The organism is Mucilaginibacter oryzae, from assembly GCF_003148845.1.
In the GTDB taxonomy this organism is placed as follows: Bacteria; Bacteroidota; Bacteroidia; order Sphingobacteriales; family Sphingobacteriaceae; genus Mucilaginibacter; species Mucilaginibacter oryzae.
In genome coordinates, this window is the sequence record NZ_QGHA01000002.1 from 873,017 (window position 1) to 895,195 (window position 22,179).

The window sequence follows — 22,179 nt, forward strand, 5'->3', positions numbered from 1 at the left end:
CCTGTTACTGTTGTTTATAGGCCTTAAGACCGCCTTGATCCGTACTGAAAAGAAGCATATTTTTTAATTGAAGTACGCTTCTTACATCTCCTTTTAAGTTAAAGCCCGATTCGGGTTGGTTTACATAGCTGTAACCGCCTTTTCCATCGCCCTTAAGTAATACGCCGTAATTGGCATCGTATTTACCAAAACGGATGCGGGCGTGGTTTAGGTTACCGCAAAGCAGCAGGTCGTTTTTGCCATCATGGTCATAATCAAGGATAGTGATGGTATAAACCGGGGCGTACTGGGCCTGGGCAGGCAGGTTATTTTCATGCAATTTACCTTGCGCATTGCTCAGGAAAAAGCTTGTAGCTAAATGATTGGCACTGAGTTTTTTTACCCCCTGTAATTCTTCGGCGGTAAAGATCTTATCAACGGTAGCATCGGCATAGCTTTTATAATCAGGAAAACGGCCCCTCATGATGCTCATCTGATCAAGCATTTCATCGCGGGTGACATACGGGTAACTAACATGTTGGATATAAAAGCAAAGGATGGGATCCACAGAGCCATTGTCATCAAAATCTTTGTATAACATTTCGGCAGGTTCAGCATCGGTAGCTTTACATTGGGTATTGAGACCGATGTTACCCGCTATAATATCGGGGTGCCCATCATGGTTAATATCGCTTATCGTGATGCAGTTCCACCAGCCTGTATATTTTTTATCAAAATATTTTCCGGTAGCATCGGTTAGCTTCGCGTTGTTATTTTCAAAAATGGTGATCGGCATCCATTCGCCCACCAACACCAGGTCGGGCTTTTGATCCCCGTTCATGTCTACCCAGGCGGCATCGGTTATCATGCCGATATTTTTTATGGCCGGGTTGTAATTAGCCGTTTGGTTGCTGAAATGGCCTTTGCCATCATTAATTAAAATATAGCTCTCCGGCGCTTCGGGATACTGCCCGGGTATTACCCGGCCTCCTACAAACAGGTCCGCAAAACCATCCCCGTTAATATCTGCCGCTTTTACGCAGCTTTTGCTGCCGGTCATTTTTGGCAGCGCCTGCGCGGCCTTGGTAAAATTACCCCCGCCATTGTTAAGGTAAAGCCTGTCCTGTAATAAAGGGTCATCCACTTTGTAATCGGCGTACCCACCAGAGGCCACGTATAAGTCAGGTTTGCCATCGTTATTAACATCAACAAAAAGTGCGGCTGCGTCAGTGCTTTTTTGGTCGGCCGTAAATGCTGCGTTGGCTTTAGCGGTAAACTTACCATCCTTTTGCTGCAGGTATAAAGCACCCGGCAGCCCATCGTGGCCACCAACATACACATCTTCTAAACCATCGCCGTTAACATCAGCTTTGGCAAGGCAGGTGCCCGAAAAGGATATCGAATTGGGTAATAAAGGCTGCCGTTTAAAATCGTTGGTTGTATTTTCGATTTGATGCGTTATTATGGGCGAAGCTGTTTCTTTAAATACGGGTTTTATCGCTTTAAGGAACGGTTTTGTGCCTTTGGCATCCTGTTCATTCAAGGTAACCTGCCTATCTGCCTTTACATTGGTGAGTAATTGCGAACCACCCCTTTGCCAGGTAACCCTTAATGAATCAATTACCTGATTAGCACCCATGCCAAAGTGTAATACGGATGATACGGTAGATTGATAACCACGGGTTGGCATCTGTTCAAGCAGTTGTTGTTTGCCTTTACTATAAACAGAAACTTTAGCGCCTATGCCCTGCGTATTCCCGCCTGCGCCCTTAAGGCTGACTGCTAAATAATGATTGCTATTTTGCGCGGATGCCTGGTTTTCATATACAAACGCAGGTTGGTTAATGTTGTTAATCACCAGATCAAGATCGCCATCATTATCCAGGTCGGCATAGGCCGCCCCGTTGCTGTTTGATGGCATGGTAATACCCCATTGGCTGCTTACATTGCTGAACATGGCATTACCTTCATTTTTAAAAAAATAACTCTTAACCTGCGACGACGGCATTTGGTTTACAATATTGAGCAGATCTTCGCGCATTACCCGCCTGTCTTTCAGGTTATCGCCCATAAACTTTAAAAAGTCCATATTGGTATAATCGCGCGTGTAGCCGTTGCTTACAAAAAGATCTTTCCAGCCGTCGTTATCATAATCGGCAAAGAGCGGAGCCCAGCTCCAGTCGGTATTGGAAACACCGGCCAGTTGCCCAACCTCGCTAAAGGTATTGTTGCCGTTATTGATCTGCAGCATATTACGCATATACTGGTAATAAAAGCCTACCTTCAGGTTCAGATCAAACGCCTCATAATTATCAATACCAAAAAGCAGCTTTTGGCGCTTATTATCTTCGGGCAGCATATCCAGCGTATAAATATCGGGCTTGCCGTCGTTATTGATGTCTGTTACATCGTTGCCCATTGAGTAAAATGAGGTATGGCCCATTTGCTTTTGCAGTTCATCCGTAAAAGCGCCCTTCGCGTTGTTGATATACAACCTGTCGGGCACGCTGTAATCGTTAGAAATATAAATGTCAGGCCAGCCATCGTCGTTAATATCGGCAATCCCGGCAGCCAGGCCATATGATAGCGGATTGTTTACGATACCGGCTTTTTCGGTAATATCAATAAACCGGTTATTGTCATTTCTTAATAAACGGATACCCGATTCAGCATCCCTTTTCGCGGCCATATCTTTTACAAAAGCCTCATCCATAATGCTGATACGGCCGGGATTGTGGTTGATCAGCAACAGGTCGAGGTCGCCATCCCTGTCGTAATCAAAAAAATAAGCCTGGGTACTGAAGGATGGAAAATCTAAACCATAGTCGGCCGTCATGTCCTTAAACACCGGGACTCCGGCCGCGTTGTTCCCCTGGTTTATCAATAACTGGTTGACCCGTTTTTCGGCGCGCACTTTACCAGAATAGCATATGTACAGATCAAGCTTACCATCGCCGTTCACATCGGCCATCGTTACCCCGGTTTTCCAGGGGCCCGGCCTACCGGCTACGCCTGCTTCGGCAGTTACATCCTTAAATTGCAGTTTCCCCTGGTTCAGGTATAGTTTATTATCGGTCATATTGCCGGTAAAATACACGTCGGGCAGGCCGTCGCCATTTAAATCGCCGGTAGCAACGCCTCCCCCATTATAAAAATATTCGTACATGAGTACGTTGGTATTTAAGCCTTCGGTTAAAGTGTTAGCGAAATCAATATGGGTTTGTTCGGGAGCAAGCAGTTTAAACAGCGGGGTATTTGTATCTGCAACAGGCTTGTTATTGCCGCAACCGGCAAATATTGCTGAATAAAAAAGCCAATGGATCAAAAACCACCCAGTTGTTCGCTGTTGCAGCGAAGGAGTACGCCGGAATATCTTCATTTTTTGGTTTAATTAGCTACGGCTATAGGTGGCCGGAAAATTGGTGTCAATATAACAATTATTCCGGGTTCACTGCAAATAATAAAATGCTTCTAAAAAAGGCTCAAAGCCTGGTGATAACCGGTTGCCAGTAAGTTATAAGCCAGAAAGATTTGACGTATCCGTTATTTTTTTAATTACGTCGTCCAGTTCATAAGCAGAGGAAAGAATATAGTCGAGTACTTGCTGTTTATCGGTAACAGTTGGGTCATCTATCAGTGGTACCAATCCCATGATCCTGCACAGAGGTGCGCGTATAATATGTGATTGTATCCAGGAGATCTCTTTAAGCCTTTTATTTTGCTCTTCTATGGCTTTAACGTGTTTTAACTGTTCTGTTATATCAGTGGCTATTACCAGGTTAGCGTTTCGGCCTTTATATTGTATTGGCGATACCTGGATTTTTACAGTTATTAATTCGCCACTCTTTTTTTTGTGGATATACACTTCCCGGGCTATTTCTTCAGGGTTTGCCCCGGCTTTGGCAAGGCTATTCAGCAGGTGCGGTATTTCCTCGGGGGGCCTGATATCTTTCAACGTCATAACAGAAAACTCCGCATAGCTGAATCCGTAATGGTTTACCGTGGCCTGGTTAACATCCAGAAACCTCATTGTTTCAATATCCATCACCCACATGGGTAACGGACTGAAATTAAATAAGTTACTGCTATGCCTTTCGGAGTTCTGTAATTCAATGATCTTCTTTTTACGTTCAATACTGTATAAAATGCTTTTATACAACGCAGTTGGGGTTAAATCATCCTTCAAAAGATAATCGGCAACCCCCATTGATAATGATTTAACGCTGAAATTGATATCTGTGTAACCCGTTAACACAATCAGAGGCGACGAGCCGATCAAATCAAGAATATTTCTGATCAGTTCCTCCCCTGTTTTGTCGGGTAAAGTGAGGTCTAACAAAACAATATCAAAGGTGTTGTTTAACAACACCTCGCGGGCGGCTTCAAAATTAAAACAATGCCTGATGTGAGGCACTTCGATCTCCTCGAACAGGAAATCTTCAATAAGCGCTAAATCGCCCGCGTTGTCTTCAATAATTAAAATGCTATAATCTCTTGTATCCACCGACATTGACATGATTACCTGGGGGGAATTGAAACAATGTTTATCCAAAAATCTTCTATTTTACTTACCGCGTTGATAAAGTCATTTGCTTCAATGGGCTTCACAATGTAGCAGTTAACATGATTGTTGTACGATTTGGACAAATCCTTTTCAGATGACGATGTTGTTAAAATAATAACCGGTATATGCCGGTACTTTTCGCTGTTTTTCAAATACATCAACACCTCATGCCCACTTACTTTGGGCAGGTTAATATCCAGCAGCACAATGTCGGGCAGTAAATCCTTTGAGTTGAGGCTTTCAAAAAAATCTATCGCCTCTCTACCATCCCGCTTAATGGTTATTTCATTAATGATTTTGCTTTCACCAAGTGCTTCGGTGGTTAACAGGATATCTCCTTCATTATCCTCAACCAATAAAATACTTACCGATTTCATAACTCTGTTTTCTTTATGGTAAAATAAAAGGTAGTTCCCTGTCCATAAACAGATTCAACCCAAATCTTACCTCCCAGGTTCTCTACTATTTTTTTTGTTATGGCAAGCCCCATTCCGGTTCCTGAATATTGATCCTTGTGGTGCAGCCGTTGAAATATCACGAAGATCTTATCGAAATACTGCGGCTCGATACCGATGCCGTTATCCGCTACCGAAAATTGCCAGTACTCTTCTGTTTCTTCATATTTTATTTCTATGTGTACATTCGTTTTTGGGTCGTGGTATTTTAAACTGTTACCTATTAAGTTTTGAAAAACCTGCCGCAACGGGGCCTTGTAGGTCCGCACCACCGGCATATTTGCAAACAAAACGGTTGCCTTCCCTGCTTCTATCCGTTTATGATAAAACGCCAGTATGCCTTTAATTAAGCGGTCTACCTCAACATCATCAATATTTTCGGCCATTGATCCTACCCGCGAAAACTCAAGCAGATCAAGTATAATCTGGCGCATCCTCTTAGCGCCGTCTACAGCGAAGTTTATGTATTGCAAGCCCTTTTCGTCCAGTTTATCGTTATATTTTCTTTCAATTTGCGAAAGGAAACCTGTAACCATCCTTAACGGTTCCTGTAAATCGTGCGATGCAACGTATGCAAACTGTTCCAGTTCGGCGTTGGATGCGGTTAGCTCTTTGGTCTGACGTTTTAAACTCTCGTTTAACTCCATCAGGCGCTGATCAGAAAGCTTACGCTCGGTGATATCTTTAAAATAGACCGACAACCCCGTAGCCGATGGATAAGCGCTAATTTCGTACCACTTTTGCAGGGGATCATAAAAATCTTCAAAATGAACGGCTTTCCCGGTTTCCACAGCCTGGTGATAGTTATGGTAGGATTTAGAATTTACCGATTCATTAAACACATTCCATAAATTGGAATTAAGCATGATTTCCCTGGATTTGCCCAACACCTTTTCGGCCATGCTGTTCCAATAAGTTATCACCCAATTTTTATCCACTGCAAAAAAACCGTCACCAATGCTTTCCAATATTAAGTTTCGTTCTTCCAGTATTTCCGAAGCTGCTATTTCCGCTTTTTTACGCGCATCAATTTCCTGGAAGCTACCGTAAAGCCGCAGGCACCTGCCTTTGGCAAATTCGGCCTCGCCTATTGATCTTACCCACTTATCGTGACCTTTTTGGGTAACTATTTGCACCTCAATATCCCATGATACACCTTTTTCAATGGCCTCCTTAACTTTTGCGCTGATGATATTTCTTGATTCGCCCTCTTTATAAAAGTTGATGCCTGTATCAAGGTCAGGCACAAAACCATCATCCACTTCATGGATTTCCCGGGTTACGTTAGACCAGTAAATGCTTCCCGTGCGCAAATCAAACTCCCAGCTTCCTATCCGGGCCATACTGTTGGCTTTTGCAAGCAAATCTTCAAGCTCCTTCTTTTCTGTAATATCTTTGGCAACGCAAAAAATCAAACCATCTTCAGAGGGGGCCGAGGTTGTCCAGGCAAGCCATTTGGTTTTGTGTTCCCGGGTTTCAAATCTGCATTCAAAATAAGTGGTGGCTTCTCCCTGCAGGATAGTATGGAATTGAGCAAGACAGATTTCTCTATCATCTACATGTATAAAATCAACGAAAGGCCTGTTTAATAATTCCAGTTCCGGGTAGCCAAGTAATGAAATCATGGCGGGGTTTACCTTTTTAAAATAACCATCTGTGCCGGTGGAACAGATCAGGTCGGGTGCAAGGGTAAAAATCTGGTCAAGTTCCTGCTCAACCTGTTTACGGCATATTTCCGCGCCAAAAGTTTGGCTAAAGCGCTCAAATAGCAAGGTATAAAAGCTTTCCGGGTAATCAGTTACCGATAACCCTAATAGGATAACCCCTATTACCTCGCCTCCAAACATTATCGGAGCCCCGTAGGCGCTGGTGATCCCGGCAATAAGCGCTTCAGGCTTACGTGCAAAAAAATCATTCCGCTGCACATCAGCGAAAAACTGTATGGCTTTGGTTTCCCATACCATTCCGGGCAAACCTTCTCCTTTTACAAAACTAAGTTGCGTGCCGCCTTCATTATAAAAAGACCGGGCCTCATCCGTTTCACAGTAGTTTACGGTCAGGTTAATCTTTCTCTTGTCAGACGATACCAACCAGACTTCCGCAATTTTAAAATTGCCGAAACGGGCAATTTCGCCTAAAACCCTGAACAGCATTTCTTTAAGAGTAGCCTGTTCATTAAAAATGGCGGCAATTTCGGCAAGTAAAGCCTTGTGCAAATCATTGATCTTTCGCCCGGTTATATCTCTGATAAACATGGAAACGCCTTTGCCTGATGGATACACCCGGTTTTCCTGCCACAGGTTTAAGGGAGGATAGTAATCCTCATTACATACATATACATTACGGCTGTAAGCTTCCATAATTGCATCGTAAGTTTTAGATCCTACAGCGTCAGGAAATAATTCCCATATATTTTTACCAATTAATGCCGCGGTAGGCATCCCCAAAAGCTTTCCGACAGTTTTATTGGCGTAGGTATAACACATGTGTTCATCAAGGGCAATAAAACCATCTGCTATATTTTCAAGTAAATCTTCAATCTGATCGTTTTTCGCAGTTAATTCACGCTCGGCAATTTTCGTATCAGTTACATCATAAAATATTGAATAAAAACCCTTTACAACCTCATCTGCAATATCAGGAATGTATTGGGTATGTGTATAAATTTCAGTGCCTCCGGAGTTTACAAATGTTTGTTCGAAACTTTGCGGTGAGCCGGCCAACACCCCTGCAACCCTGTCCTTTAATTGCTCAAAACCTACTGCCGACATCAGATCGGCTTTATTCATACCAATAATCTCTGTGGCCGTTTTGTTAAACCAGTTGTAGTAAGCTTTATTGGCAAAAAGACATTTTAAGCCTGTATCCCAGTAGGCAATCATGGCCGGCACGTTATCGGTGATAGTTTTTATAAAATTTTCCCGTTCTGCCGCCCTTACCTGGCTTAACCTGCGTTCGGTGCTATCAATAAAGTTGCAAACAATGGCATTTACATCAGGCTCATGAAGAAAATTTGAAAACACGCAATCGAGCCAGACGTAGCCGCCATCGGCATGTTTTGTACGAAAACTGGCGGCTTTGGGAACTCCGGGTAATTTTAACACCTCGTCAAGCAATCCGCGCAGCATCGCTATATCGTTAGGATGAACAAGATCGGCGAGGGTAAGCTTAGCCCGCTCATGATCGTTCCAGCCCGCTATACGCACAGCTGAGGGGCTGCGGTATATCACATTCATAGAGGCATCAAGCAGTGAGATGCCGCTGTAGCTGTTTTCAATTAACTTGCGAAAGCTTAAATTACCCCTTGCAGGCTCATGCATTATAATATGTCCAGCGGCAATACTACCGGTTACGGTTATATCATCAATTATTTTGGTATAGCCCAGCAGTTCCCTGTCTTCATCATACAACGCGGTGTACCGGATACTTGCCCAAAAAACGGTGCCGTCTTTTTTTAACCGCCATCCGTTTATCTGATAGTTGTTATTGATCAGCGCCTCCTGCAGGTTATAAATAGGACTATCCGTTTTAAGTGTTTCCTGCGGATAAAAAAGAGCGATCGATTCGGCCAAAACTTCGGCTTCCTGATATCCAAGCAGAAGTTCGGCCTCCTTGTTTAAGCTGATGATGATGCCGTCGGGATCAGTTAATATCAATGCACGGTGCTGCACTATATTATTGATCATGGCCCTGCATAGCCGTGCGTAGTTAATGTGCCGTATGCCCCGCTCATCATATAGGTGCTTCGGCTCCGTATTGCGTTCAGGTTGAAACGGCATAATATTTATAATTAGTAACAGAGAAATATTGCTTACCGAGCATTCTCTATGAAATAATACTTAAAATAAACAGGTTCGGAGTTCTTGAGGATGTTATTTTATAAATGTTAGAAAAAAAAACTATATCTCCAATAATTATTTAAACGATATTTACCGGGTAAAAGGTTGTGTAAATGGCGCCTAACCCGAAAATATTTTATTTTAGGACCACGGCTACCTGTTCAGAGAGCTTCATCCTGTTGATATCGCTTATCTTGTTGATGACCAGGTAACTTTTATTCAATCTTTGCGTATTAAAAACCGTATAACCTAATTACATGAGCGCTTACCATATTTTTATAGTTGAGGACGACCGTTGGTACGGTGAAATTCTTCAATACCATATCAGTTTAAATCCAGACTATAAAGTAACCCGATTTGAAACCGCCAAAGAGCTTTTAAATAACCTGTACCAGCAGCCCGATCTGATCACGCTCGATTTTTCGCTGCCGGACATGCTGGGCGATAAGTTATTTCAAAAAATAAGGGAGATAAATTCAACCGTACCCATTATCATCATCAGTTCGCAGGAAAAGATAGCCGTGGCAGTAAACCTGCTCAAAATGGGCGTTACCGATTATATTGTAAAGGACGACTCGACTAAGGATCTTTTATGGAACAGTATTGTGAGGATCCGCGAAAACCAAAGCCTTAAAAAAGAAGTGGAAACGCTGAGGGAAGAACTGGGCCAAAAATTTTCGTTTGAGAAAACCATTCTCGGCCAAAGCGACTCGCTGAAGCAGATCTTCTCGATGATGGAAAAAGCATCGAAAACCAATATCAATGTTTCCATAACCGGTGAGACGGGAACAGGTAAAGAGGTGGTGGCAAAAAGTATACATTACGCCAGCGACAGGAAAAGGAAAGCTTTTGTACCGGTAAACATGGCTGCCATACCGCGTGAATTGATTGAAAGCGAACTTTTTGGGTACGAAAAAGGCGCGTTTACCGGCGCTGTGGCCCGTAAAGTCGGCAAATTTGAAGAAGCCAACGGCGGCACCATTTTTTTAGATGAAATAGCCGAACTGGAACTAAGCGTTCAAAGTAAAATTTTGCGTGTGCTGCAGGAACGGGAAGTGGTACGCATAGGCGGTAACGAGAAAATAAAATTGGATATCAGGGTGATGGTGGCCACCCATAAAAACCTTGCCGAGGAGGTTAAAAAAGGCAATTTCAGGGAAGATCTTTATTACCGGATCATAGGCCTCCCTATCGATTTACCGCCGCTCAGAGACCGTGGAAACGATATCCTGATTCTTGCCCGCTATTTTGCCGACGACTTTGCCAAACAAAACAAACTGGGAACTATCACCTTAAGTTCAGATGCCAAAAGCAAACTTTTAAATTACCGCTTCCCGGGCAATGTGCGTGAACTTAAAGCCATTATAGACCTGGCCGCGGTAATGTGCAATAACAACGAAATTAAGGCGGGCGATATCATGTTTAATTCTACAGGCAAGGATGCACCTTTTTTATCCGGTCAAAAAACACTCCGGGAATATACTATTGAAATCATTAAAATGTACCTGAAGAAAAATAACGATGACGTTGTAGCTACTGCCCGGGCGCTTGATATAGGCAAAAGCACCATTTATAAAATGATACAGGACGGCGAATTAAAATAATTCCACTATCCGGATTAAATTCCAAAATCCGGAAAACAAGCTAAACCAAACCACGATTAATAAATTAACTACCAGTTACTTAACACATAAATATTCATTTGGTACGCTTTTACTGCAAATAGGACAAAAGCGCTTATCGCATCGGTTGCCGTGGGCGCAGCGGTTTAAACAGCTGTTAACAAATGGAGCACATAAGTACCTTTCTCTCCCCTCTTTCCTCGCCCGGAGGTTTTAACGAGGATGAATTGCAACAACTTGCCATTGTTGCCGCAGCAAACGAAAACGGTGTTGTGCTTAATGATGATACCGGTAAAATTTACTGGGTAAATGATAGCTTTTGTAAAATGATGGGCTATGAGGCCCGGGAAATTATAGGAAAATATACGCTTGATTTTTGCACGGGGCCGCTTACGCGGCCCGAAACGATAGTACACATCAAACAGGCTATCGGCAGCAGTACATCATTTAACGAACAACTGATCCATTACCGAAAAGATGGTACGTGGTTTTGGGCCCGGGTAAAGGGGCGATCATATACCTGGGGCGAAAGCAAAGCCCTGAAATACTTCGCAGTTGTTGAAGATATCAGCGCGGAAAAGGCGCGGGAAGAAAAACTTGAAGTACTATCGAAAATAGCCGAAGAGAACATCAACGCCGTTATCTTTACAGATAAGCATGGCCATATTACCTGGGTTAATAAAAGCTTTACCAAAATAACCGGCTACACCCTTGCAGAGGTTTTAAATAAAAAACCGGGACATTTGCTCCAGGGCCCTCAAAGTGATAAGCAAACCAGTGATTACCTGAGTAACCAGGTAAAACAAGGGCTGCCTTTTGCCGCCGAAATTATAAATTACGCAAAATCCGGCAGAGAATACTGGGTGCGCATCCAGGGGCAGCCCATACTTAACTCTAATGGGGAGTTGACCGGCTTTTTCGCGTTGGAAGAGGATGTCACCAATGAAAAAAGGGCTTCAGAACGTGTCAAACAATCGGAAGCCCGTTTCAGGCTCGCCCTTGAAAAAATTGGAGACAATGTCTGGGAGCACAATTTAGCAACAAGCGAAACGATCTTTTCAAATTCGGAACATCAGTTAAGCTACAGAAAGCATTCTAAAACCGACCAGAACTCGTTTTGGTGGGAACTTGCCGATCCGGCAGATCAGCAGTTACTTAAAGCAACCTATCTTAAATACAAAAGAGGCGAGATAGACTCGCACAACCTCGAATACAAGATTATTGACAGCAACGGAGCCACGAGGTGGATACTGGACCGTGGCGTAGTAATTGAGTACAACAGTTGCAATACGCCCCTGCGGATAACGGGTACGCATACCGACATTTCGAAAATTAAACAAACCGAAATGGAACTTGAAAACCGTGCCTTACAGTTTAAAGCCCTGTCTGAAAACATACCCGGCGTGATATATGAATACGAATTCAGGCCTGATGGCACTGAAGGGCTCCGCTATATCAGCCCGGCAATTGAACGGATATTTGGAATAAAACCCGACGATTTTTCAAATTACCTCAACTATATTCATCCGGAAGACCGCGACAGGATTATCAAAAAAAATGAGCATTGCAAAAACACGCTTGAGCCTTTTTATGATGAGTCGGTTTTGTTGATACCCGGTCAGCCACCCAGGTGGCACTCTGTATATTCTTCGTTTTCGTACATAGACGCCAACGGGGCAAAGGTTTTTACGGGTTTTATGAATGATATTACCGAACGTAAAACCATTGAAGAAACCCTGAAAAATGAAGAGGAAAAATACCGCGGCATTATTGCCAACATGAACCTTGGTTTGGCCGAAGTTGATAATAATGAATACATCACATTTGCCAACAACAGCTTTTGCGCCATGAGCGGCTACACGTTAAATGAACTGTTGGGTAAAAATGCCATATCATTATTGGCGGGCGAAAAATTAAAAGATTTCTTTTTAGAGAAAAATAATCTTCGCAGACAAGGTGTTTCCGACGCGTATGAGGCAAGGGTATATGATAAACATGGCAAGGAAAAATGGTGGCTGATAAGCGGTGCCCCCCGTTATAACAATAAAGGCGAGGTAGTGGGATCAATCGGTATCCATTTGGATATTACTGATCAAAAAAACCAGGAAACAGAGCTGATAGAAGCTAAAAAGCATGCCGAACACATGGCGCGCGTACAGGAGGTATTTTTGGCTAATATGAGCCACGAGATCCGCACGCCCATGAATGCCATTATGGGGATGAGCAACCAGCTTTCAAAAACGGAGCTGGTACCACAACAGCAATTTTACCTTGATGTTATTAACAATGCTTCGGAGAGTTTATTGATCATTATTAATGATATTCTCGACCTGTCAAAAATTGAGGCCGGAAAACTGAATATCGAAAATATTGGTTTTGAGCCCCGAAAGTCGGCAGCGAGGGTTATACAGGTACTATCGCATAAGGCCGAAGAAAAAGGGTTGAGGCTTACAAATTCCTATTTTGATAAAAATATATCGCCTATCCTCGTCGGCGATCCTTATCGCTTAAATCAGATCCTGCTAAATCTGGTCAATAATTCGGTAAAATTCACAGAAATGGGCACAATTGATTTAACATTTAAACTAATCAGCGATACCCGTGATTCACAGCTTTTGCAAATAGAAGTTAAAGATACAGGTATAGGTATGGACGAGAAATTTTTAAAACACCTTTTTGATAAATACAGCCAGGAAACAAGATCGGTAAGCAGGAAGTATGGAGGTACCGGTTTAGGCATGAGTATCTGCAAGGACCTTGTTGAGTTGATGGGCGGCAGTATTTTTGCCGAAAGTACAAAACATGTGGGTACTACCATAACGCTCACCATCGAATTTAAAAAAGGCAAGACCGCCGATTTACCTGACAAAGCGGAAAAATATCGTAATGTGGAATTTTTGCGGGGCAAAAATATCCTGGTAACAGACGATAACGAGCTAAACCGCCTTGTAGCCCTGGTGATACTGCAAAACTATGGGGCGATGGTTACCGAGTCGATAAGCGGGGTGAACGCGCTTGAACTTCTTAAGAAACAAAGTTTCGACGCTATACTGATGGATATCCAGATGCCGGGAATAAACGGACTGGAAACCACCAAAATAATCAGGGAAACCGGAAATAACAGCCCAATTATAGCACTTACAGCCGAGGCGATAAAAGGAGAACGGGAAAAATGCCTGGCTGCCGGGATGAATGATTATATTACGAAGCCGATAAATGAGGCCGAATTTTTAAAGGTCCTTGATCTTTGGCTCCGGCCCAATTCGTCCATAAGCCCTAAAACAGATACCGACATGAGCAACGACAGCCCGATGTATGATCTTTCATTGCTTAAAACAATCAGTAAAAACAATGAAGCGTTTGTGCAAAAAATGGTGAACATATTTTGTGAACAAACCCCCATGATGATAAGCGATATGCAAACGGCTTATAATAATGACGATTGGGAGGTTATACGGCTTATGGCACATAAAATGAAGCCGAGCATTGATAACTTAAAAATAAACTCCATTAAGCAAACCATCAGGGATATAGAAAACTGCGATCCCAATGAAACCGACACAACCATTTTAGCACAAAACATACAGTTACTGCAAACCACCGTTGAGAAAGTAATTGAAAAAATAAAAAACGAATACCCTGCTTAACAACGCGTATCATGAAAGTAGCACAAATGTTATACAGCGACGGCCGGTTCATTTTAGAAAGCGGCGAACGGATTCCGCGTGATGCGAAGGCACTTATTCTTGCTTTTGGCGACAAGCAGGTTTTAATGGCAGATGATATTTATGGGCAACTATCGGCCCGTTTCTTTAATAGCGATATTGTACTTTGCTCAACAGCCGGCGAAATATATGATGATACCGTTTTAGATGAAACCGTGTCGGTATGCATAATCCTGTTTGAGCAAACCGCCACAAAAACGGTGAGTATAAACATAGCGGACCATTCCAATAGCTATGAAGCAGGCCGGGCCCTGTTTGGCAGCCTAAACATGAACGGGTTATGTTATATGCTCATCATATCAGATGGGAGCCTGGTTAACGGGAGCGAACTGGTGAGGGGGCTTGAACAGGAAAACAATAGAAAAATACCTATTACAGGCGGCCTGGCCGGCGATGGCGATAAGTTTATCAGCACCATAGTAGGTTGCAATGGCCCTCCGCAACACGGAGCCATAGCCGCGATAGGTTTTTACGGAAGTAATTTACAAGTCGGTCACGGCTCGATGGGTGGCTGGGATATATTTGGCCCCGAAAAGCGGGTTACCCGGTCGGTATCAAACCGGCTGTTTGAAATTGACCATAAAAGCGCGCTCGAACTTTATAAACAATATCTTGGCCGGTACGCGGATGAACTGCCTCGCTCTGCGTTATTGTTTCCGCTTTACGTACGATCAGACGACAATTGCGATTCGGTGGTACGTACAATTTTGTCGATAGATAATGATGAGCAAAGCATGATCTTTGCAGGCGATATACCCGAAGGTGCATATGTGAGATTTATGAAGGCCAATTTTGATAAAATAATCGACGCGGCTACGTCCGCGGCCAATAAATCGCTTGTAAAATTCACGGGCAAAAAACCTAAACTGGCCTTGTTGATAAGCTGCGTGGGCCGAAAGCTTATATTAGGCAGCCGTATAGATGAGGAAACGGAAGCGGTAAAGGAAATTTTTGGTAACGAAACTATTTTAACCGGCTTTTATTCGTACGGTGAAATATCACCTGTAACTGAAAATAACCCTTGTGCGTTACAAAATCAAACCATGACAATAACTACCTTTACTGAAGAAACTGATCAGGATGTCTTATCATAAACTTTTAGCCAGGCAATTAAAAAAATATTATGACGATGATAATTTTTCGTCGGGCGTATCTTTTGCCGGGTTTATTGACGCCGTAAACCAGTCGTATATCGCTTTCGACAGGGATAAGGAATTATCAGACCATGCCTTTACCGTTAGCCAGCAGGAATTTGCCGACATCAATCAAAAGCTTCATGAAGAGATCGAGTACCGCAAGCTATCGGTTAAAAAACTAAAAGAAACCCTCAATAACATCAAGTTTGATAACACTAACGCTGTAGACGGCGAATATGGCGACCTGCTTGAGATTGTTGACCTGTTAAATGACGAAATACGCCGCCGGAAGGAAGTTGAATCTGAACTGATTTTCGCGAAGGAAGAAGCCGAAAAAGCCAACATCGCTAAATCTGATTTTCTTTCTATCATAAGCCATGAAATCCGTACCCCGCTGAACGCCGTAATCGGGATGGGCCACCTTTTGCTAAAAAACAACCCACGCCCCGACCAGGAAGATAACCTGCGGACATTAAAAACATCATCAGATAACCTGTTGGTGCTGATTAATGACATTCTTGATTTCAACAAAATAGAAGCTAACAAACTGCACCTTGACAATGCTCCTTTCAATATAAAAAAACTGGTCAGGGATATTGTAACCGCCAATACGAATGCCGCCAACGAACGTGAAAACCGGATGTCGCTGGTTTTAGACGACAGGCTGCCTGATTATTTCCTGGCCGATTCTTTAAGGCTTGGACAGGTTTTAAACAACCTGATATCAAATGCCGTAAAGTTTACGCAAAGAGGTTTCGTTTCTGTACGTGTTGACCTTCAAAAGCTAAAGAGCGACCATGCTTCTCTGCACTTTTCGGTACACGATACCGGGATAGGCATCGCAAAAGAAAACCTCGAAAATATTTTTATCCCTTTCATGCAGGGATCAACCTCTATTACCAGGCAATACGGCGGCACAGGTTTAGGTTTAGCTATAACGCGCCGTATTTTGAAGCTTTACGGGAGCGATATTCATGTAGAATCAGAACCGGGGAAAGGCTCCAGATTTCACTTTGTTTTAGATTTGCCGATAGTTAACGACCAAGCCGTTAATGAACTACAAAACGACATAGCGGATTTTACCTTGAAAAACAAACGGTTGTTGCTGGTTGAAGACACATTGTTTAATGTGCTGTATGCTACGCAGTTATTGGAAGGCTGGGATGCCAGCGTTGACATAGCAGATAACGGCGAAATAGCGGTGGCGATGGTGCAAAAAGCAACCTACGATCTGGTGTTAATGGATTTGCAGATGCCGGTAATGGACGGTTACACCGCCGCAAAAAAAATACGAACATTTAACAAAGAAACGCCCATGATTGCCCTTACCGCTTCCGCTACAAGCGATGTGCTCGAAAAGGTAATAGAGGCCGGCATGCTGGATTGCATAGTTAAACCGTTTAACCCCGACGATTTGATAGTGAAACTAAAAAAACACCTGTACGCTTAAAAGCAAACAGCACTAAACTGCCATAGGTTGCAGCCTCCATAGAAACCCAACAACGGATTTCCAGGTTGGCCCCCCAAGCGGTCTCACCCGGTTCAGCGGTATTTCTATTTTTTTCTTTTTACCCATTTAAAGGCTTCAAACCACCCGGCAGATAAAGCCCCCGCCCCTACGCTTATCATTATCTGTGATGCGGTGGGCGATTCAAATTCAAAAAACTTTGCCAAAGGCCCTATATAAAGTAAGGCTAATCCCAGCAACAGGGTAAAAGCAAGCATCGGGAACATCAGCCGGTTTTTATACTTAAGGGTAACCCAAAGCGAATAGTAAAACGACCGGTTCACGAGGGTAAGCATGATATTGGCCGAGAGGAGGCAGCTAAAAACCATGGCGCGGGTTAACTGCTCGTTAAAACCTTTATTTACCGCATATTGGTATATCAACAAGGTTCCCGCGGTAATTACTAAACCCTGTATGATACTGGTCATCAACTCGCTCCAATTGAAAAAGGTAGCGGCCAGTGGCCTCGGCGGCCTCAGCATCGTATTCTTTTCTATAGGTTCATTTTCGTAAACTACAGAACATGTGGGCCCCATGATCAGCTCCAGAAATATAATGTGAACCGGCGAGAAAATATTAGGGTAAACCCATCCTAATGCCAACGGTATAAAAACGGTGAGAATAATAGGTATATGGATAGAAATAATGTACTGTATAGCCTTTTTAAGGTTGGTGTAAATACGCCGCCCCACGGCTATGGCGTCAACCATCTTTGACAGGTCATCCTCTACCAGCACCAACGAAGCGGCATCTTTGGCTATTTCTGTTCCATTGGCACCCATGGCTATCCCGATATGCGCCGCCTTTAAGGCAGGCCCGTCATTAACCCCATCCCCGGTCATTGCAACAATTTCACCTGCGGCTTTTAACGAATTAACAATCTTAAGCTTGGCATCGGGAAACATCCGGCTGAAAATATTCACGCGCTCTACTTTTTCCCTGATCTCGTTTCCGGGCAGGGACAGCAGTTCATCGCCGGATAGCGTTTCATCGCCGTTACGAAAGCCTATTTCTTTTGCAATTGCCCGTGTAGTGAAGGGATTATCACCGGTTAGGATCTTCACTTTGATCCCCGCGTTGTAAAAAGCTTCCAGTACCTGCCTGATGTTCTTTTTGGGCGGATCGTAAAACGCCACAAGGCCCGCGAAACTAAACCGGATTTCCTGCTGTGTTGCAGGAAACCCGTCCCCCTCAACAAGCCCCTTTCCTACACCTAATACCCGGAAACCTTCTGCAGATAATTCCCTGACAGCGCTTTCAACAATCTTACTATCTTCAACGCTCAAACCGGATACTGCCTGCAATGCCTCAGGGGCGCCCTTTGCCGCGATGATCCTTGAGCCGCTGTTGTTTTCAAACACGTGTGTCATCATTGGCGGCTTGCCACCTAATGGGTATTCGTGAACCATGTGGTATCGCGGGCGTTCATCGGTACTGCAACTCTTTTTATAGGTTTCATGTAAAGCAACCTCCATAGGGTCGAAAGGAATGGGTTCGCTTGCCCACATGGCCAGTTCCACCAGTTGTTTTGCATCTTCATCCACCGGTTGGTCTGCATTAAAAAACTGCCCGGAAGCAAATACATACAACCTGGCAAGCTTCATCCGGTTCTCGGTCAACGTACCCGTTTTATCAGTACATATTACCGAGGCGCTGCCCAGCGTTTCAACTGTTTTAATTTGTTTTACTACAACCCCCAGCTGCATCAGCCGCCAGGCCCCCAAAGCCATAAAGGTTGTAAAAGCTACGGGGATCTCTTCGGGCAAAATGCTCATGGCCAGCGTTAACGCCTTGGTAAGGCTGCCCAGCCAATCGGCAAAACGGAAATAGTTGATGCCCCAAACAACCACAAACACAATTACACCAGCAACAACCATCTTTTTTACAAATTTGTTGATCTGTAACTCAAGAGGTGTTTTTTCTGTTACTATGGCTTCCAGCCCCCTGCCAATTTCAGCAAGGCGGGTTTGGTTGCCGATAGCAGAAACTACAACAACCGCAAGCCCGCTCGCCACTGTTGTACCCTGAAATACAGCCGGGTTTTCACTCAAAGGATCTTTAAATACGGGTAGCGACTCGCCTGTCAGCACGCTCTCGTTAACAGAAAAGTCGTTGGAGCGCACTATCTTTCCATCAGCAGCTACAGACATCCCCTCTTCCACCATCAGGCTATCCCCCACAACCAGGTCGTCGCTATTGATATCAACCACAACGCCCTCCCTGATCACCCTGCACTTGGGCTGTGTAAAGTCTTTCAACTTATCCAAGGCAGCCTTGCTTCTGGCGTTCTGAAAAACAGAAATTCCGGCTACTAAAAATACCGCCAGCGCTAAAAACAAGGCGTCGCCATTTTGTCCCCTTATTAAATATATAACGGCGGTAACTAACAGTAAAATAACCATCGGCTCTCCGGCCAGGTCTTTTAACATAGTCAGGAAATCTGACCGCTTTTTAACCGAAAAACGATTAAGGCCGTACCGTTCCCTCGCGGCAATAACCTCCGCCTGGCTCAAACCCCGGATATCGAAATTATTTTCAGTCATTGGTTACTTGCATCGATTAAAAAAGAACCCTGTACTTTAAGCCTGCTTAGTTACCTCGCTCATTTTAACAAAATCTAAATAACACGTATTAAAAGAGTTATACAATATAGTATAAAATTACATCCATTCCGCGGCGAAACGGTAAAATTCGTGCCGCAGATCGTTAAAAATCTTTTCTTCGGTAATATAGTTTTCGTGTAGGCGGCCGTGCCCGGCGGCAACGTTTTCAGAAATCACATTGCCGGTAATCAATAATTCGGCCTCTATTTCCTGGTCGTTTGCTTGAATATCCTCCTTCAGCTTGTTCAGATATTCGTGGTGGATGCTGAATTGATTTTGAAAATGCTCAACTTTTTCCTGCACTTCACGCGCTGTGTTATCTGTCGCTACTTCCTGTAGCCGCTCCTGTAAAATGTTAAGTTCTTGTATATAAAACTCAACGGCCCTCAAAGCATCATTATTGAGGTTTTTAACGTATTTGATATTGATATGATTTTTCATGGTACAAAGCTGCAGTGTACGCTGCATGAGCGGAATGACGGCCGACAATTGCAAGTGTGATCTTCGTCATGCAGGGTTAAATCAACGTTTAACGGCATAAATGATCATCATCAATTTTTTTACAGCGGTATTGTCATTTCGCGGCCAAAGCTGCAACCTAAATTTGCGGCATTGTTAAACTTGGCAATGGCCATATTTAGCAAGGAACTAAAGGCGGGGTAAGTATAAAGGCCGTGCCGCAAATAATTTATTAAACAAACTATTTATGATAACCAGGAATGAAATTTTCGGGTATACGCCCGATGAAAAATACCAAACCAGCGTAGCCTACTTTTCGATGGAATTTGCTATTGACCAGGCGCTGAAGATTTACAGCGGCGGGCTCGGTTTTTTATCGGGTTCGCACTTGCGTAGCGCCTATGAGTTGAAGCAAAATCTGATCGGGATTGGCATTTTGTGGACATATGGTTATTATGACCAGTTAAGGGATAGCGAAGGCCTGATGAAAGCAGCGTTTATACGTAAAGAATACGCGTTTTTAAAAGATTCAGGCATCGTTTTCCAGGTAACCGTTCATGATGCCCCTGTGCATGTAAAGGCATATTTGCTGCCGCCTGCAACATTCGGAACGGCCCCGTTATTCCTGCTGAGTACTGATATCAGCGAAAACGATGAGCTTTCGCGGTCAATAACCCATTGCCTGTACGACCCTAATGAAGCCACACGCATCGCGCAAAGCATTGTATTGGGTATTGGTGGTGCAACTTTGCTCGACCTTTTGGGATTGGAACCGGAGATCTATCATATGAACGAGGGGCATTCGGTAGCGCTTAATTTTTACCTGTTTGATAAATTTAAAAACCTTGCCGAAATAAAAAAGCGCGTAGTTTTTACAACCCATACCCCCGAAATAGCCGGTAACGAATCGCACAGCTACAAGCTGTTAAAAGAGATGTCGTTCTTTTATCACCTACCGGATGCTGAGGCGAAGCTAATGCCCGGCATAGAAGGCGACCGGTTTAATTATACCCTCGCGGCACTCAAATTTGCAGGAAAAGCGAATGGTGTTTCAAAACTCCATGGTGAGGTTGCCCGGCAAATGTGGGGTGGAAACCAGGGTGTATGCGAAATCACCTCGATCACCAACGCGCAAAACAAAGCTTATTGGGGCGAGCAGGAACTTAACGAAGCGTTTGCCGGTAATGCTGACGACCGCATGATCGCCTGGAAAAAACGAATGAAAAGGAACTTGTTCAAAGTGGTTGCCGACCAGTGCGGTAAGCTTTTTGACGAAAACATATTAACCATTGTTTGGGCGCGGCGTTTCGCGGGCTACAAACGGGCCGACCTGATCATGAAGGACTGGGAGCGTTTTACCCGTTTGATAGAACGAAGTGATTTACCGGTACAGTTAATCTGGGCAGGTAAACCTTATCCCGAAGACGAAGACTCTATAAATGAGTTTAACCAGATCATTGTTAAAACCAGGCTGTTTAAACGCTGCGCGGTATTGACCGGTTACGAGCTTACACTATCAGCTACGTTAAAAAAAGGATCGGATGTATGGCTTAACAACCCGAGGCTTTATCATGAGGCATCGGGCACCAGCGGCATGACGGCAGCCATGAACGGAAGCATAAACATTTCAATGCCAGATGGTTGGGTTCCTGAATTTGCGAAGGACGGGAATAATTGCTTCCTGATTAAGCCTGCTCCGGGTACTGAATCTGAAGACGAAAAGGATTTTACAGAGAACAGGAACCTTATGGATACGTTGGAAAACGTGGTACTGCCTATGTATTATCATAACCAGGATCAATGGCTCTCTGTTATGAAGCAGGCGGCAAATGACGTGGCCCCGGCCTTCGATTCGGCCAGGATGGCCGACGAATATTATTTAAAAATGTACCGTTAATGAGTACCGGAAACAAACATATTTTGTACCCCGTTGATATGCAACATTTATTGCCCGGCTTTTTTACCGGGCAATAATTAAATCCTGAATTGATCATCCAATCAGTTAATCGCGGTTCAGGTATAATTCTTCAACCTTTTTACGGGCCCAATCCGTTTTCCTTAAAAATTTCAGGCTCGATTTAATGCTCGGGTTATCGTTAAAGCAATTAATGCGGATACGTGTGCCAAGCTCTTTCCATCCATAATGAGCCACCAGCTCGGTTATTATAGCTTCAAGTGTTTTTCCGTGGAGCGGATTATTGGGCTGTTGTTGCATATCGCACAAAAGTAAATCTTTGTTTCGGTAAAATAGTATAACCTAATTTGTTAACATTCCGTTTAAACAGCTAAG

12 protein-coding genes are annotated in these 22,179 nt (G+C 43.7%); 5 read left to right on the plus strand and 7 right to left on the minus strand.

Annotated features, from left to right (window positions below; translation table 11 throughout):
• Positions 1-4: 4 nt before the first annotated feature.
• The 4 genes from LX99_RS09020 to LX99_RS09035 all read right to left on the minus strand — a co-directional run bounded on the left by LX99_RS09020 (position 5) and on the right by LX99_RS09035 (position 8,777).
• Positions 5-3,358: a VCBS repeat-containing protein gene (locus LX99_RS09020; RefSeq protein WP_109607545.1), complete on the minus strand. Its 3,354-nt coding sequence runs from the start codon at positions 3,356-3,358 to the stop codon at positions 5-7.
• A gap of 135 nt (positions 3,359-3,493) precedes the next feature.
• The gene (locus LX99_RS09025) at positions 3,494-4,489 is read right to left on the minus strand and encodes a response regulator (protein ID WP_109607620.1); all 996 of its coding nucleotides are present in this window, start codon (positions 4,487-4,489) and stop codon (positions 3,494-3,496) included.
• A gap of 8 nt (positions 4,490-4,497) precedes the next feature.
• The gene (locus LX99_RS09030) at positions 4,498-4,920 is read right to left on the minus strand and encodes a response regulator (protein ID WP_022831260.1); all 423 of its coding nucleotides are present in this window, start codon (positions 4,918-4,920) and stop codon (positions 4,498-4,500) included.
• The gene (locus LX99_RS09035; RefSeq protein ID WP_109607546.1) at positions 4,917-8,777 is read right to left on the minus strand and encodes a PAS domain S-box protein; all 3,861 of its coding nucleotides are present in this window, start codon (positions 8,775-8,777) and stop codon (positions 4,917-4,919) included. The genes LX99_RS09030 and LX99_RS09035 overlap by 4 nt, the downstream gene beginning before the upstream one ends.
• Before the next feature lie 317 nt (positions 8,778-9,094).
• Here LX99_RS09035 and LX99_RS09040 point away from each other — a divergent pair, with 317 nt between their 5' ends.
• The 4 genes from LX99_RS09040 (at position 9,095) to LX99_RS09055 (ending at position 16,770) form a co-directional block, all read left to right on the plus strand.
• Entirely contained in the window at positions 9,095-10,441 is a 1,347-nt protein-coding gene (locus tag LX99_RS09040) for a sigma-54-dependent transcriptional regulator (RefSeq protein ID WP_109607547.1), read from the plus strand.
• A 182-nt stretch (positions 10,442-10,623) separates the two neighbouring features.
• Positions 10,624-14,106 (plus strand): PAS domain S-box protein, encoded by a 3,483-nt coding sequence (locus tag LX99_RS09045; RefSeq protein WP_109607548.1) that lies wholly within the window; start codon positions 10,624-10,626, stop codon positions 14,104-14,106.
• 11 nt (positions 14,107-14,117) lie between these two features.
• Positions 14,118-15,278, plus strand: a complete 1,161-nt coding sequence (locus LX99_RS09050; RefSeq protein WP_109607549.1) for an FIST signal transduction protein — start codon at positions 14,118-14,120, stop codon at positions 15,276-15,278.
• The gene (locus LX99_RS09055) at positions 15,265-16,770 is read left to right on the plus strand and encodes an ATP-binding protein (protein WP_022833541.1); all 1,506 of its coding nucleotides are present in this window, start codon (positions 15,265-15,267) and stop codon (positions 16,768-16,770) included. The genes LX99_RS09050 and LX99_RS09055 overlap by 14 nt, the downstream gene beginning before the upstream one ends.
• Before the next feature lie 104 nt (positions 16,771-16,874).
• On the opposite strand, the gene LX99_RS09060 is transcribed toward LX99_RS09055, so the two are convergent.
• Entirely contained in the window at positions 16,875-19,370 is a 2,496-nt protein-coding gene (locus tag LX99_RS09060) for a cation-translocating P-type ATPase (RefSeq protein ID WP_109607550.1), read from the minus strand.
• A 117-nt stretch (positions 19,371-19,487) separates the two neighbouring features.
• Positions 19,488-19,871, minus strand: coding sequence for a hypothetical protein (locus LX99_RS09065; protein WP_109607551.1), 384 nt, complete (start codon positions 19,869-19,871; stop codon positions 19,488-19,490).
• A gap of 265 nt (positions 19,872-20,136) precedes the next feature.
• On the opposite strand from LX99_RS09065, the gene glgP reads away from it, so the two are divergent.
• Complete coding sequence (gene glgP / locus LX99_RS09070) at positions 20,137-21,786, plus strand: alpha-glucan family phosphorylase (RefSeq protein ID WP_109607552.1); 1,650 nt, start codon at positions 20,137-20,139, stop codon at positions 21,784-21,786.
• A 105-nt stretch (positions 21,787-21,891) separates the two neighbouring features.
• Here glgP and LX99_RS09075 read toward each other — a convergent pair whose 3' ends face one another.
• Positions 21,892-22,104: a VF530 family protein gene (locus tag LX99_RS09075; protein WP_109607553.1), complete on the minus strand. Its 213-nt coding sequence runs from the start codon at positions 22,102-22,104 to the stop codon at positions 21,892-21,894.
• Between the last annotated feature and the right edge of the window lie 75 nt (positions 22,105-22,179).

Bases quoted from the DNA above. Each gene is read 5' to 3' on its own strand.
- LX99_RS09020 (WP_109607545.1), bottom strand. From the start codon at position 3,358: ATGAAGATATTCCGGCGTACTCCTTCGCTGCAACAGCGAACAACTGGG.
- LX99_RS09025 (WP_109607620.1), bottom strand. From the start codon at position 4,489: ATGTCGGTGGATACAAGAGATTATAGCATTTTAATTATTGAAGACAAC.
- LX99_RS09030 (WP_022831260.1), bottom strand. From the start codon at position 4,920: ATGAAATCGGTAAGTATTTTATTGGTTGAGGATAATGAAGGAGATATC.
- LX99_RS09035 (WP_109607546.1), bottom strand. From the start codon at position 8,777: ATGCCGTTTCAACCTGAACGCAATACGGAGCCGAAGCACCTATATGAT.
- LX99_RS09040 (WP_109607547.1), top strand. From the start codon at position 9,095: ATGAGCGCTTACCATATTTTTATAGTTGAGGACGACCGTTGGTACGGT.
- LX99_RS09045 (WP_109607548.1), top strand. From the start codon at position 10,624: ATGGAGCACATAAGTACCTTTCTCTCCCCTCTTTCCTCGCCCGGAGGT.
- LX99_RS09050 (WP_109607549.1), top strand. From the start codon at position 14,118: ATGAAAGTAGCACAAATGTTATACAGCGACGGCCGGTTCATTTTAGAA.
- LX99_RS09055 (WP_022833541.1), top strand. From the start codon at position 15,265: ATGTCTTATCATAAACTTTTAGCCAGGCAATTAAAAAAATATTATGAC.
- LX99_RS09060 (WP_109607550.1), bottom strand. From the start codon at position 19,370: ATGACTGAAAATAATTTCGATATCCGGGGTTTGAGCCAGGCGGAGGTT.
- LX99_RS09065 (WP_109607551.1), bottom strand. From the start codon at position 19,871: ATGAAAAATCATATCAATATCAAATACGTTAAAAACCTCAATAATGAT.
- glgP (WP_109607552.1), top strand. From the start codon at position 20,137: ATGATAACCAGGAATGAAATTTTCGGGTATACGCCCGATGAAAAATAC.
- LX99_RS09075 (WP_109607553.1), bottom strand. From the start codon at position 22,104: ATGCAACAACAGCCCAATAATCCGCTCCACGGAAAAACACTTGAAGCT.